Source organism: Burkholderia sp. USMB20 (assembly GCF_000949135.2).
Lineage (GTDB): Bacteria > Pseudomonadota > Gammaproteobacteria > Burkholderiales > Burkholderiaceae > Burkholderia.
Genome location: NZ_JTAN02000012.1, coordinates 556352 through 569649 on the forward strand (window position 1 = coordinate 556352; position 13298 = coordinate 569649).

A 13298-nucleotide genomic window follows, 5' to 3' on the forward strand; every position below is an offset into this window, starting at 1 on the left:
ATGTGCGGGGCTTTTCGGTCGCCGTCAGGCTGGCAGAAACCGGAGATTACTTGATCTTGGTTTCTTTGTATTCAACGTGCTTGCGGACGACGGGATCGAACTTCTTGATCGCCATCTTTTCCGGCATGTTGCGCTTGTTCTTCGTGGTCGTGTAGAAGTGACCCGTACCAGCGGTCGACTCGAGCTTGATCTTGTCGCGTGCGCCTTTTGCCATGATTGTGCTCCTTGGGCTTAGGCTTCGCCGCGTGCGCGCAGGTCAGCGAGCACGGAATCGATGCCGTTCTTGTCGATCAGGCGCAGGCCGGCGTTCGAGACGCGCAGGCGCACCCAGCGGTTTTCGCTCTCCACCCAGAACCGGCGGTTTTGCAGGTTCGGCAGGAAGCGGCGCTTCGTCTTGTTGTTGGCGTGGGAAACGTTGTTGCCGCTCATCGGCGCTTTCCCAGTTACTTGGCATACGCGTGCCATGAGAGCACTCCTAATACGCTAAATTCGGGGTTCGATCGCCGATGAAGGTTCCATCGTACTGCCACGTGATCCATGGCTGCACTCAGAACGCCGAAGCCTGTAAAGACAAGGCCCTTCGATGGCTAGAACTGGTTGGAAAAAAGACAGACGACGATTCTAGCAGAAAAAGTTCAGAAAAATCAAACCCAATTTCGCATCGTCGTTGTGGCGCCCGTGGGGCGGGTCGCCGGGCCACAGTCTACAGCCAACCGGCGCGCGCGAACGAAAATGTATCGCTGGTGCCGACGACGACGTGATCGAGCAGCCGCACGTCGACGAGTTCGAGCGCGTCTTTCAGCACCCGCGTCAGGCGGCGGTCCTCCGCGCTCGGCTGGACCGCGCCCGACGGATGATTGTGCGCGACGATCAGCGCCGCGGCGTTCTGCTGCAGCGCGCGGCGCACGACCTCGCGCGGATAGACGGCCATGCGCGTCAGCGAGCCGCGCGTGATTTCCTCCATGTCGATCAGGCCGTTGCGGGCGTCGAGGTACACCGCAATGAATACTTCGTGCGGGCGCGAGCCGATCTTCAGCCGCAGGCAATCCTCGACGGCGCCGGGCGAATCGATCTGCAGGCGCGCGTGCGCCTTCTCCTCCAGCATGCGCCGCGCGATCTCGGTGACCGCGACGAGCCGTGCGGAACGCGCGGGACCGATGCCGGGGTGCATCTCGAAGTCGCCGGAGGTCGCCTCGAGCAGGCCGCGCAACGTGCCGAACTGCCTGACCAGCGCGCGGGCGGTGACGAACACATCGTGCCCGGGCTTGCCCGTGCCGAGCAGCAGCGCGATCAGCTCGTCGTCGGTCAGTGCGGCGGGCCCGCGCTCCAGCAGCCGTTCGCGCGGCCGCTCGGGGCGCCAGTCGGCCGGGCGGCGCTTGCGCAGGTGGATCGGGACGACGCGGCCCGGCGCAGCGGCCGGTGCGTCGGCGGTGTCGCGGCATTCGGCCGGCGTGACGGCGAGAGAGGATGACGGCATGATCGAAACTCCATTGGCGGCGGCCGTGTGCGCGACGTCGTCGCACTTTCAGCCTTGCGCGCTCAGGTGACTTACAATATTGGCTTTGCGCCGGGCCTTTCGGCCAGTTCGGGCGCCGACGAACACGAGTCATTCATGAGCATCATCGATCTATCCGAAGTGAAGCCCGGTTCCCATGTCACGCTGCATTACCGGCTGGCACTGGCCGACGGCGCCGACATCGTCAACACCTTCTCCGACAAGCCCGCCACGCTGCTGCTCGGCGCCGGGCAACTGGCGCCCTCGCTGGAACAGATTCTGCTCGGGCTCAGGGTCGGTGACCATTCGACTTTTCAGCTAACGCCCGAGCAGGGGTTCGGTCCCCGCAATCCCGACATGCTCCAGCGCGTGACGCTGTCGACGCTGCGCGAGAACGGGATGGTCGGCGACGATTTCACGCCGGGCGAGCTGATCGAATTCAACGCGCCGGACGGCGGCCGCTATGCAGGGGTGCTGAAGGAAGTCAGCGAAACCTCGGCGCTGTTCGACTTCAATCATCCGCTCGCGGGCCAAGCGCTCACGTTCGAAGTGAAAATCATCGGAATCCTGTAATCATGAGCACCACCGATACGCTGTCCGGGCAGACCGTCGCCGCCGATGCCGAAATCCTGCTGGCCCAGCCGCGCGGCTTCTGCGCAGGGGTCGATCGCGCAATCGAGATCGTCGAGCGCGCGATCGCGATGCACGGTGCGCCGATCTACGTCCGTCACGAGATCGTCCACAACAAGTACGTGGTCGAGGATCTGAAGAAGAAAGGCGCGATCTTCGTCGAGGAACTCGAGGAAGTGCCGGCCGGCAACACCGTGATCTTCAGCGCGCACGGCGTGTCGAAGGCCGTGCGCGACGAGGCGGACGTGCGCGGGTTGCGTATTTACGACGCAACCTGCCCGCTCGTCACGAAGGTGCACGTCGAAGTGGCGAAGATGCGCCAGGACGGCGTCGACATCGTGATGATCGGCCACAAGGGCCACCCGGAAGTCGAAGGCACGATGGGGCAGGTCGAGCGCGGCATGCATCTCGTCGAAAGCGTCGAGGACGTGCAGAAGCTCGCACTCGCCGATCCCGAGCGCATCGCGCTCGTCACGCAGACGACGCTGTCCGTCGACGACGCGGCCGAGATCATCGGCGCGCTGAAGGCGAAGTATCCGAAGATCCGCGAGCCGAAGAAGCAGGACATCTGCTACGCGACGCAGAACCGCCAGGATGCGGTGAAGTTCATGGCGCCGCAGTGCGACGTCGTGATCGTCGTCGGCAGCCCGAACAGCTCGAACTCGAGCCGCCTGCGCGAAGTGGCCGAGAAGCGCGGCGTGGCCGCGTACATGGTCGACGCACCCGACCAGATCGATCCGGCCTGGGTCGCGGGCAAGCGCCGCATCGGCGTGACGGCCGGCGCATCGGCGCCGGAAGTGCTCGCCCAGGCCGTGATCGCGCGGCTGCGCGAGCTCGGCGTGCGCAATGTCCGCGCCCTCGACGGCATCGAGGAAAACGTGTCGTTTCCGCTGCCGCGCGGGCTCAACCTGCCGCCCGCCGCCTGATTGCCGCATCGCACCCGCGATACCCCCGAAGCGCGCCTCCCGGCGCGCTTTTTTTTTGCGTCGCGAAAACGAGATGCAACCATTGTTCACAGCAATGGTGCAACCCGGTTGCTATCGCTGCGCGTAGCCGCTTCTCAAAATTGGTTGCAATGCAGGAAAACCCCATCGAATCAGGATTATTGGCGGCCTATAAATGGAGTTACAATGCGCCCGTTTTCAGGCCGGAATGGCTTTGAAATCGGGTTTTGGCAAGGCGCGGGAGACCTACTCGATGCATGTGAAGTTGGCTGACGCCATGTCCGTCGCCGCACCGGTTGCAATGCTTGCCGGCTGTAGCAAAAAGAGCGACGACGAGGCGGGCAGGGAGACTGCGGCACCCGCAGTACCGGCGGCCAGCGACGTGCGCGCTGCCGGACCCGGTCGTGCGGCGCGGTCGGTGTGCCGCATTGCGCAATCGGACAGTGACAAGGACAACGGGGCACGTTTGGCGATCGAGGATTTCAACGCGCAGGGCCCGAAGATCGGCATGCATTCGGCACGGCGGGCAGCACGCGCCGGCGGCGCTGCCATCGACCGGGCGACGGGCAAGCTGATTGCCCGACAACGAGCCGCCGGCCATGATGCGGCAGCAGCAGGGCGCGCCGCACGGCGGGCGCCCGGGTTTCGGGGCAACGCAGGCGACGTGCAGATGTCACTGATTCCCTTTCATTTCGATTCGACGAAACAGCGTGTCGCCGCGACCCATCGCGTCGCGGCGGGCGGTCTGCTTCGTTTCACGGATTCCGACGCAGTCCTGACGAAAGTCGGGCGCCACCTTCGCGATGCCGGTTCGGGCGCCGCGCGGGCGGCGGCGGACGGCCCGCTTGCACCGCAGGCGACGGCGTCCGGCATCGGAGCGCAAACCCTTGGCGACATCGGCATGTGCGCCGTCAAGGTGGTCGAGCCCGCGGGCGACGCGGCGCGGAACCTGATCTGCCCGGACGCGGGGTTCGCCCCGGCCCGGACGGAAAAAGGCATGGCGTTCGGGCAACCGGACACCGGCCGTTGCGGCACGCTGCCCTACGACTTCAAGGAGGCCAAGTACACCGTCCTCGATGTCGTGACGATTTAGCGACGGGACTCATGATGGCACCGGAACAGTGCGGTGTCGTTTCTGTATCCGTTCCGGCGGCAGGTCCGGCCGTACAGGCCGGGCGGCGCGCGCCGGGGCGATCCACCCTTACCGGTATCGACTAGTACCCGCAGTGTCGCCGCGAAGGCGCGATTCCTCGCTTACCCGCGGGGCGCAACGTCCTCCGGCAGCATGGGCCAAGGAGCTTTAAATGGATATTTTCGTCCAGCAGATCCTCAACGGGCTGGTGCTCGGCAGTGTGTACGCCATCATCGCGTTGGGTTACACGATGGTGTACGGCATTCTCGGCATCATCAACTTCGCGCACGGCGACGTGCTGATGATCGGCGCGATGGTCGCCCTGTCGGCGATCACCGTGCTGCAGAACCACTTTCCCGGACTCGGCAACGTCGCGACGCTGACGATCGGCCTTGGCATCGCCGCGGTCGTCTGCGCGTGCGTGGGCTACACGATCGAGCGGGTCGCGTACCGGCCGCTGCGCCGCGCGCCGCGTCTCGCCCCGCTGATCACCGCGATCGGCGTGTCGATCCTGCTGCAGACGGCCGCGATGATCATCTGGTCGCGCAACCCGCTGCCGTTCCCGCAATTGCTGCCGACCGATCCGATCAACGTGATCAAGGCGACCGACACGACGCCCGGCGCCGTGATCTCGGTCACCGAAATCGTGATCATCGCGGTGGCGTTCATCGTGATGGCAGGCCTCTTGCTGCTCGTGCACAAGACCAAGCTCGGCCGCGCGATGCGCGCGATCGCCGAAAGCCCGAACACCGCGAGCCTGATGGGCGTGAACCCGAACTTCGTGATCTCCGCGACGTTCATGATCGGCTCCGCGCTCGCCGCGCTGGCCGGCGTGATGATCGCGTCCGAATACGGCAACGTGCACTTCTACATGGGCTTCATCCCCGGCATGAAGGCGTTCACCGCGGCGGTGCTCGGCGGGATCGGCAACCTCGGCGGCGCGATGGTCGGCGGCGTGGTGCTCGGCCTGATCGAGCAGCTCGGCGCGGGCTACATCGGCAACCTCACGGGTGGCGTGTTCGGCAGTAACTACCAGGACGTGTTCGCATTCATCGTGCTGATCATCGTGCTGGTGTTCCGTCCGTCGGGCCTGCTGGGCGAACGTGTCGCGGACCGCGCGTAACGGAAGGGGAGCAAACAACATGACATCCATTCAACCGATCGAATCCTCGACGTCGCTCGTCGAAGAACGCAACACCGCCAAGACCGTCGTCATCGGCATCCTGACCGCGGCCTTCGTGATCGCGGCGCCGATCATCATCGGCTCGGCAGGCGGCAACTACTGGGTCCGCGTGCTCGACTTCGCGATGCTGTACGTGATGCTCGCGCTGGGCCTGAACGTGGTGGTCGGCTTCGCCGGCCTGCTCGACCTCGGCTACATCGCGTTCTACGCGGTGGGCGCGTACACGGCGGCACTGCTGAGCTCGCCGCACCTGACCTCGCAGTTCGAGTGGATCGCGGCGCTCGCGCCGAACGGCCTGCACATCCCGTTCCTGATCATCGTGCCGATCGCGATGGCGCTGGCGGCGACCTTCGGCATCCTGCTCGGCGCGCCGACGCTGCGCCTGCGCGGCGACTACCTGGCGATCGTGACGCTCGGCTTCGGTGAAATCGTCCGGATCTTCATGAACAACCTCGACCGTCCGGTGAACATCACCAACGGCCCGAAGGGGATCACGGGCATCGATCCGGTGCACGTCGGCGGCTTCAACCTGTCGCAGACGCACTCGATCTTCGGCTTCCAGCTGCCGTCGGTCTACATGTACTACTACCTGTTCGTGCTCTGCGCGCTGCTGGTGATCTGGGTCTGTACGCGCCTGCAGCACTCGCGTATCGGCCGCGCATGGGCCGCGATCCGCGAAGACGAAATCGCCGCGAAAGCGATGGGCATCAACACCCGTAACGTGAAGCTGCTCGCGTTCGCGATGGGCGCGTCGTTCGGCGGCCTGTCGGGTGCGATGTTCGGTGCGTTCCAGGGCTTCGTGTCGCCCGAGTCGTTCACGTTCTGGGAATCGATCGTCGTGCTGGCGTGCGTGGTGCTCGGCGGCATGGGCCACATCCCGGGCGTGATCCTGGGCGCGGTGCTGCTCGCGATCTTCCCGGAATTCCTGCGTTCGACGATGAGCCCGCTGCAGCACGCGATCTTCGGTCACGACATCGTCGACACCGAAGTGATCCGTCAGGCGCTGTACGGCCTCGCGATGGTGATCATCATGCTGTATCGCTCGGAAGGCCTGTGGCCGGCGCCGAAGCATGAGGACAAGATCGCGAAACTGGCGAAGCGCAACAGCAAGAAGCCGGTGCGCGCTTAACCAACGGACAAGGGGATACACACATGAGCGACAAGCAAATCCGACTGTCCGTCTCGGGCGTGAACAAACGCTTCGGCGGGCTGCAGGCACTGTCCGACGTCGGCCTGCAGATCAAGGAAGGCGAGATCTACGGCCTGATCGGCCCGAACGGCGCCGGCAAGACCACGTTCTTCAACGTGATCACGGGCCTCTACACGCCGGACTCCGGCGAGTTCAAGCTCGACGGCACGGAATACAAGCCGACCGCGGTGCACCAGGTCGCGAAGACGGGCATCGCGCGCACGTTCCAGAACATCCGCCTGTTCGGCGGGATGACGGCGCTGGAGAACGTGATGGTGGGCCGCCACGTGCGGACCAAGCACGGGCTGCTCGGCGCGGTGTTCCAGACGCCGGCCGAGCGCCAGGAAGAGCGCGAGATCAAGGAACGCGCGATCGAGCTGCTCGAGTACGTCGGCGTGCTGCAGTACGCGGACTACACGTCGCGCAACCTGTCGTACGGCCACCAGCGCCGGCTGGAAATCGCGCGCGCATTGGCGACCGACCCGAAGCTGCTCGCGCTCGACGAGCCGGCGGCCGGGATGAACGCGACCGAGAAGGTCGAACTCACGCGCCTGCTCGACAAGATCCGTTCGGACGGCCGCACGATCCTGCTGATCGAGCACGACGTGAAGCTCGTGATGGGATTGTGCAACCGGATGACGGTGCTCGATTACGGCAAGGTGATCGCCGAGGGTCTGCCGCAGGACGTGCAGAAGAATCCGAAGGTGATTGAGGCATATCTCGGCGCAGGGGTGCACTGATGGCAGCGGCAATGTTGAAAATCAAGGGCTTGCAGGTCAACTACGGCGGCATCCAGGCCGTCAAGGGCGTTGACATGGAAGTCCGCCAGGGCGAGCTGGTGACGCTGATCGGCGCGAACGGCGCGGGCAAGACCACGACGATGAAGGCGATCACGGGTCTCAAGCCGTACTCGGCGGGCGACATCGAGTACGACGGCAAGTCGATCAAGGGCGTGCCGTCGCACGAGCTGCTCAAGCGCGGCCTCGCGATGGTGCCGGAAGGTCGCGGGATCTTCGCGCGGATGTCGATCATCGAGAACATGCAGATGGGCGCGTACCTGCGCAACGACAAGGAGCAGATCAAGCAGGACGTCGACCGGATGTTCGGCTTCTTCCCGCGTCTGAAGGAGCGTGCGACGCAGCTCGCGGGTACGCTGTCGGGCGGCGAGCAGCAGATGCTGGCGATGTCGCGCGCGATCCTGTCGAAGCCGAAGCTGCTGCTGCTCGACGAGCCGTCGATGGGCCTGTCGCCGATCATGGTCGAGAAGATCTTCGAAGTGGTGCGCGAGATCTCGAAGGAGGGCATCACGGTGCTGCTGGTCGAGCAGAACGCGCGGCTCGCGCTGCAGGCGGCCGATCGCGGCTACGTGATGGATTCCGGCACGGTCACGATGGAAGGCGACGCGAAGCAGATGCTCGACGATCCGAAGGTGCGGGCTGCGTATCTGGGTGAGTAAATGAGCGGGCCCGGTGCGGCGCGGCGGCGGATGCCGGCGTGCCGCGCAAGGGCTTTCGAAAGGCTGTCACGGGATACCGTGACAGCTTTTTTTTCGTGCGGCGCGCCCGGCGGCGAACTGCGCGCGCGGATGCGACTCCATGCATTCGACAGTGACGCCGACCATGCGGCGCGGGGCACGGTAGCGCGAAGGCCCTCCGAAACCGGCCGTCCACCAACCGTCACGCAGGCTGCGTAGCATGGTCGGTCCATCGGGACACGGAGAGCACCCATGAGTCTGGATTACGGTTTCGTGAAGGCGAAGGTGACGTCGGTGGCGCAGCTGAAAGGCTCGCCACACGGCAGCGAGATCCAGTATCACATCCACCTGACGCTCGCATTGCCGACCGGCGACTGGGACGTCGCGATCAACGTCGGCACCAACGACGCGGACGACCTGCTGAACTACAAGCTCGTCTACGATTTCCATCATCCGGTCACGGCGATGCTCGCGGCCGCGGCCGAAGGCTATACCGATCTCACCGGGCAAACCGCGCTGCCGGCGCTCGACTATCTGCGCAGCGACATCCTGAACGAGACGGGCGCATGGCGTGCCAGCGCGGTGATGGACGGCACCGAGAACGCGGAGCCGATCCCGTCGCTGCTGCGACTCGTCAATGCCGCGCAGTCGCAGGGGCTCGACGTCGTCGTGTTCGGCCGCACGTATAGGGAGGGCAACGGCATCCACGACACGCACATGAACCAGGGTTCGACAGGCTCGAACTACCTGCATCGCGCGGGCAACGACCACAACGATCACAACGACGTGTGGCAGGACGGCGCGTTGATCGTGCGCGTGAGCGAGTCGCAGTGGGCCGCGTATTTCGCGGCGTTCGAGCAGCAGGCCGTGCCGACCGACGCGCTCGGCAATCCGCTGCCGGACGCGGGGCCGATCACGCGCTGAACGTGGCGGCTGCCGGCGGCGTCACGCGGCCGGCAGCGTCTTGCCGAACGAGATGCGTTCCTCGACGCGATAGCCGAGCGCCGCATAGAAGCGGCACGCATCGTCGTTGCCGGGCAGCACCTGCAGGTTGATCTTCAGGCAGCCGCGCGCGGCGAGCGCGCGTTCCGCATGCGCGATCAGCGCGCGGCCGATGCCGAGCCGCCGCGCGTCGTTCGACACGCCGAACGAGTAGAGCCAGCCGCGATGTCCGTCGAACCCCGCCATCAGCGTGCCGACGACCCGCGCGCCGCGGGTCGCGACGAAGAACAGCTCCGGCTGCGTCGCGAGCTTCAGCTCGATCGAGCGCAGCGGGTCGCGGTGCGGCGGCGCGCCGGCTTCGTCGTACTGCGGGAACGCATCGCGCCACACGGCCAGCACGGCATCGGTGTCGGCGCGTTCGAACGGGCGGATCGCGACAGCATCGGCGGCGGCATCCATCGCGGCGGTTTCCTTAGAGCGTGTCGAGGATCGACCGCAGCATCGCCATCATCTGGTCGATTTCCTCGGTCGTGACGTTCAGCGCGGGCATGAAGCGCAGCAGGTTCGGGCGCGCCGCGTTCAGCAGCAGGCCGTCGGGCTGCATGTCGCGGGCCTTCTCGACGATCTGCGGGCCGATGTCCTTGCCGAGCAGCAGCGCGCGCAGCAGGCCTTCGCCGCGTTCGCCCTCGAAGCCGCGTTCCTCCGACAGTTCGAGCAGCCTGCGCTTCAGGTATTCGGCGCGCTCGCGCACGCCTTCGAGGAAGCCGGGCGCGACGAGCTGCGAGATCACCGAATAGCCGACCGCCGTCATCAGCGGGTTGCCGTTGTACGTGCCGCCCTGGTCGCCGGCCTCGAACACCGCGACGTCGGCCTTCGACAGCAGCGCGCCGAGCGGTGCACCGCCGCCGATGCCCTTCGCGAGCGTCATGATGTCCGGCTCGATACCGGACAGCTCGTACGCGAACAGCGTGCCCGCGCGGCCGCACCCGCTTTGCACTTCGTCGACGATCAGCAGCAGGTCGTGCTGCTTCGTCAGCGCGCGCAGCGCCTGCATGAATTCACGCGTGGCCGGGATCACGCCGCCTTCGCCCTGGATCGGCTCGAGCATCACCGCGACGGTCTTGTCGGTGATCAGCTTCTCGACGGAGTTGATGTCGTTCAGCTCGGCCTTCGGGAAGCCCGGCACCTGCGGTGCGTAGATCGTGTCCCAGCCCGGCTTGCCGCTGGCCGACATCGTCGCGAGCGTGCGGCCGTGGAAGCTGTGGTCGAACGTGATGATCTCGTACGCGCCGTTCTTGAACTTGCGGCCCCACTTGCGCGCGAGCTTGATCGCGCCTTCGTTCGCTTCCGCGCCGCTGTTCGTGAAGAACACCTTGTCGAACACGCTGTGCTGCGTGAGCAGGCCCGCGAGCTTCGCCATCGGTTCGTTGTAGAACGCGGGCGACGGGTTCAGCAGCTTCTCCGCCTGCGTCTTCAGCGCCTCGACGATGCCGTCGTTGCAGTGGCCGAGGCTGTTGACGGCCCAGCCCTGAATGAAGTCCAGATAGCGCTTGCCCGTGTGATCGTAGAGCCACGAACCCTTGCCGTGCGTAAACACGATGTCGGGGCGGTTCGTGATGTACATCAGCGAGTCGATCGGGTAATCGTTCAGGGGCATGGCAGCAGACTCCAGCGGACGTTGAAAGGAAAACGGGCAATAAAAAAGCCACGGAAGGCCGTGGCTGGTGGGTCGAACAGCTTGTGCGTAACCGGTGAAGCGGAGGAGTAGGTTACGCGCGAGTCCGTGACGAGCCGGCGGCATCCGGGCGGAGCGGCGAGCGGCGACGTCGAAGTGCGGACAGGAAGCGGTTCATGTGCGCAAGCATAAGGCATCCCGCGCCCCACTGTAAACCGCCGCGATGCCACGGATGTGACACGGCGGCGCGCAGCGGGGCGCGCGGGCGCGCCCGGGGCTCAGACCGGATGCGCGAGATCGGCGGCGCTCGTGAACGAGTCCGCGTAGAACTCGTCGGCCGGCAGCGCGTGGTGCTGCGTGAAGTCGCGCTGTGCGGATTCGACCATCACCGGCGCGCCGCATGCGTACACCTGGTGGCCCGACAGATCGGGCAGGTCCTCGATCACCGCGCGATGGACGAAGCCGGTGCGGCCGGTCCATTGGTCGGCGTCGTCCGGCTCGGACAGCACCGGCACGTACTTGAAGTTCGGGATCTCGCGCGCCCATTGCTCGGCGAGCTCGCCGAGGTAGATGTCCTTCTTGCGGCGTGCGCCCCAGTAGAGCGTCATCGGGCGCGTGATGCCCCGGTGCTTCACGTGCTCGACGATCGCCTTGATCGGCGCGAAGCCGGTGCCCGATGCGAGCAGCACGATCGGCTTGTCGGAGTCCTCGCGCAGGAAGAACGTGCCGAGCGGGCCTTCGAAGCGCAGGATGTCGCGCTCCTTCATCGCGCCGAACACGTGGTCGGTGAACTTGCCGCCCGGCATGTGGCGGATGTGCAGCTCGATCGGGCCTTCCTCGTGCGGCGCGTTCGCCATCGAGTAGCTGCGGCGCGAGCCGTCCTTCAGGATGAACTCGACGTACTGGCCCGCGAGGTATTGCAGGCGTTCGTTGGCCGGCAGCTGCAGCTTCACGACCATCACGTCGTCGGCGCGGCGCTCGAGCGCGGCGATCCGGCACGGCAGCTTCTTCACCTGCACGCCGTCGACGCCGGCGATTTCACGCACGTCGATCTCGAGGTCGCATTGCGCCTTCGAGCAGCACAGCAGCGCGAGGCCGCGCGTGCGCTCGTCGTTGGACAGTGCCGACGCGGCGTGCGGGCCCTGTTCGATCTGGCCCGACACGATCTGGCCCTTGCAGGAGCCGCACGCGCCGTTCTTGCACCCGTACGGCAGATGGACGTTCTGGCGCAGCGCCGCCGCCAGCACGGTTTCGTCCGACTCGACCTGGAACTGCCGGCCGCTTTGCTTGAGAGTAACGTTGAATGCCATAGAACCAAATAGAACAAAATGTGGGGACCGTGCATATCGCGCACGGCAGCTACAATGCAAACCCGTTGCGCGCCGCGCAACGGTGGCTACTGATTTCGCAACCAACATGATCGCGACTCGAATCCTGCGCCGGCCGCGCGTCCTGATCGTCGGCTGCGGCGACGTCGGCCTGCGCTGCGTCGCGCAATGGCGCGATGCGCGCCGCACCCTGCGCATCGTCGCGCTGACGAGCCATCCGGGCCGCCGCGACGAACTGCGCGCGGCAGGCGCGACGCCGCTCGTCGGCGACCTCGATCGCCGGGCGACGCTCGGACGTATCGCGGGCCTCGCCCGCACGATCCTGCATCTCGCGCCGCCGCAATCCGACGGCCGCGACGATCGCCGCACCCGTGCGCTGATCGCCGCATTGTCCGTGCCTGCGCGGCGGCCGTCCGCACCGGCGGTGTCGTCGGTCGGCCGGCTGCGCACGCTGCGCGCCGCGACCCGACAGGCCGGCGTGCCGGTGCGGGAAGCGCGTATTGTACCCGACGCCCTTCGCGCGCCGACGCTCGTCTACGCCAGCACGACGGGCGTCTACGGCGACTGCGGCGGCGCCCGAATCGACGAAACGCAGCCGCTGCGCCCCGCGAATCCGCGCGCGTTCCGGCGCGTCTCGGCCGAGCGTCAGCTGCGGGCGGCGACGGTGCGCGGCGTGCTGTCCGCGCGCATCGTGCGCATTCCCGGCATCTACGCGGCGAACCGGCTGCCGCTCGCGCGGCTCGAGCGCGGCACGCCGGCACTCGACGCGGCCGACGACGTCTACACGAACCACATCCACGCCGACGATCTCGCGGCGATCCTGCGTCGCGCGGCCGTGCGCGGCAAGCCGGCCCGCGCCGTGCACGCGTCGGACGACAGCGAACTGCGGATGGGAGAATATTTCGACCGGGTCGCGCAGGTGTTCGGCCTGCCGCCGCCGCCGCGGATCAGCCGCGCGGACGCCGAGCAGCAACTCGAGCCGGCGCTCCTGTCGTTCATGCGCGAGTCGCGGCGCCTGTCCAATGCGCGGCTCAAGGCCGAATTGTGCGTGACGTTGCGCTATCCGACCGTAGACGAATTCCTTCAAACGCTCGCGCCGCGCGGCGCGTCAGGTCAGCGCCGGTAACGCCTCGATCAGCAGGAAGCACAACAGCGCGCCGATCAGCGCGCCGATCAGGTTCGGATGGTATTTGTGCTTCATGTGCATCATGGCCAGCAGCGCGCCGATCACGATGGCGCCCACGACCGCGAACGCGATCGTCACGTACGACAGTTCGAAAGAATGGTTGAAGTTCATGATGTCTCC

16 protein-coding genes are annotated in these 13298 nt (G+C 66.2%); 9 read left to right on the forward strand and 7 right to left on the reverse strand.

Translation table 11 applies throughout. The features are described from left to right. Window positions 1-46 precede the first annotated feature (46 nt). The 3 genes from rpmG to radC form a co-directional block, all read right to left on the reverse strand. A complete protein-coding gene (gene rpmG, locus PL79_RS15775) occupies window positions 47-214 on the reverse strand; it encodes a 50S ribosomal protein L33 (protein ID WP_006478046.1) in 168 nt (55 codons plus the stop codon). Between the two features lie 17 nt (window positions 215-231). Further along, window positions 232-465: a 50S ribosomal protein L28 gene (rpmB, locus tag PL79_RS15780; protein WP_004186391.1), complete on the reverse strand. Its 234-nt coding sequence runs from the start codon at window positions 463-465 to the stop codon at window positions 232-234. A gap of 238 nt (window positions 466-703) precedes the next feature. After that, complete coding sequence (radC, locus tag PL79_RS15785) at window positions 704-1477, reverse strand: RadC family protein (protein WP_044845598.1); 774 nt, start codon at window positions 1475-1477, stop codon at window positions 704-706. Between the two features lie 135 nt (window positions 1478-1612). On the opposite strand from radC, the gene PL79_RS15790 reads away from it, so the two are divergent. From PL79_RS15790 to PL79_RS15825, 8 genes are all read left to right on the forward strand, one after another. Beyond that, entirely contained in the window at window positions 1613-2068 is a 456-nt protein-coding gene (locus tag PL79_RS15790; protein WP_044845599.1) for an FKBP-type peptidyl-prolyl cis-trans isomerase, read from the forward strand. A 2-nt stretch (window positions 2069-2070) separates the two neighbouring features. Then, the gene (gene ispH / locus PL79_RS15795) at window positions 2071-3051 is read left to right on the forward strand and encodes a 4-hydroxy-3-methylbut-2-enyl diphosphate reductase (protein ID WP_044845600.1); all 981 of its coding nucleotides are present in this window, start codon (window positions 2071-2073) and stop codon (window positions 3049-3051) included. A 271-nt stretch (window positions 3052-3322) separates the two neighbouring features. Beyond that, the gene (locus tag PL79_RS15800; RefSeq protein WP_082088559.1) at window positions 3323-4162 is read left to right on the forward strand and encodes a branched-chain amino acid ABC transporter; all 840 of its coding nucleotides are present in this window, start codon (window positions 3323-3325) and stop codon (window positions 4160-4162) included. A 211-nt stretch (window positions 4163-4373) separates the two neighbouring features. Then, window positions 4374-5324 carry a branched-chain amino acid ABC transporter permease gene (locus tag PL79_RS15805; protein WP_044845601.1) on the forward strand — a complete coding sequence of 317 codons (951 nt, stop codon included), beginning with the start codon at window positions 4374-4376 and terminating at the stop codon, window positions 5322-5324. Window positions 5325-5343: 19 nt separating this feature from the next. Continuing rightward, window positions 5344-6513, forward strand: coding sequence for an ABC transporter permease subunit (locus PL79_RS15810; protein WP_044845602.1), 1170 nt, complete (start codon window positions 5344-5346; stop codon window positions 6511-6513). A gap of 23 nt (window positions 6514-6536) precedes the next feature. Beyond that, a complete protein-coding gene (locus PL79_RS15815; protein ID WP_044845603.1) occupies window positions 6537-7313 on the forward strand; it encodes an ABC transporter ATP-binding protein in 777 nt (258 codons plus the stop codon). Continuing rightward, the gene (locus PL79_RS15820) at window positions 7313-8029 is read left to right on the forward strand and encodes an ABC transporter ATP-binding protein (RefSeq protein WP_044845604.1); all 717 of its coding nucleotides are present in this window, start codon (window positions 7313-7315) and stop codon (window positions 8027-8029) included. Before PL79_RS15815 ends, PL79_RS15820 begins: the two co-directional genes overlap by 1 nt. Before the next feature lie 270 nt (window positions 8030-8299). Continuing rightward, complete coding sequence (locus PL79_RS15825) at window positions 8300-8971, forward strand: DUF2278 family protein (RefSeq protein WP_044845605.1); 672 nt, start codon at window positions 8300-8302, stop codon at window positions 8969-8971. 21 nt (window positions 8972-8992) lie between these two features. On the opposite strand, the gene PL79_RS15830 is transcribed toward PL79_RS15825, so the two are convergent. The 3 genes from PL79_RS15830 to PL79_RS15840 form a co-directional block, all read right to left on the reverse strand. Then, on the reverse strand, window positions 8993-9448 hold the full coding sequence (locus PL79_RS15830) for a GNAT family acetyltransferase (RefSeq protein WP_044845606.1): 456 nt from the start codon (window positions 9446-9448) through the stop codon (window positions 8993-8995). Between the two features lie 13 nt (window positions 9449-9461). After that, on the reverse strand, window positions 9462-10646 hold the full coding sequence (locus PL79_RS15835) for an acetylornithine transaminase (protein WP_044845607.1): 1185 nt from the start codon (window positions 10644-10646) through the stop codon (window positions 9462-9464). A 296-nt stretch (window positions 10647-10942) separates the two neighbouring features. Beyond that, window positions 10943-11974 carry a CDP-6-deoxy-delta-3,4-glucoseen reductase gene (locus PL79_RS15840; protein WP_044845608.1) on the reverse strand — a complete coding sequence of 344 codons (1032 nt, stop codon included), beginning with the start codon at window positions 11972-11974 and terminating at the stop codon, window positions 10943-10945. A gap of 106 nt (window positions 11975-12080) precedes the next feature. Here PL79_RS15840 and PL79_RS15845 point away from each other — a divergent pair, with 106 nt between their 5' ends. Then, window positions 12081-13118, forward strand: coding sequence for an NAD-dependent epimerase/dehydratase family protein (locus PL79_RS15845; protein ID WP_044845609.1), 1038 nt, complete (start codon window positions 12081-12083; stop codon window positions 13116-13118). On the opposite strand, the gene PL79_RS15850 is transcribed toward PL79_RS15845, so the two are convergent. Beyond that, window positions 13101-13289 carry a hypothetical protein gene (locus PL79_RS15850; protein ID WP_044845610.1) on the reverse strand — a complete coding sequence of 63 codons (189 nt, stop codon included), beginning with the start codon at window positions 13287-13289 and terminating at the stop codon, window positions 13101-13103. The two genes, PL79_RS15845 and PL79_RS15850, sit on opposite strands and share 18 nt — an antisense overlap. Between the last annotated feature and the right edge of the window lie 9 nt (window positions 13290-13298).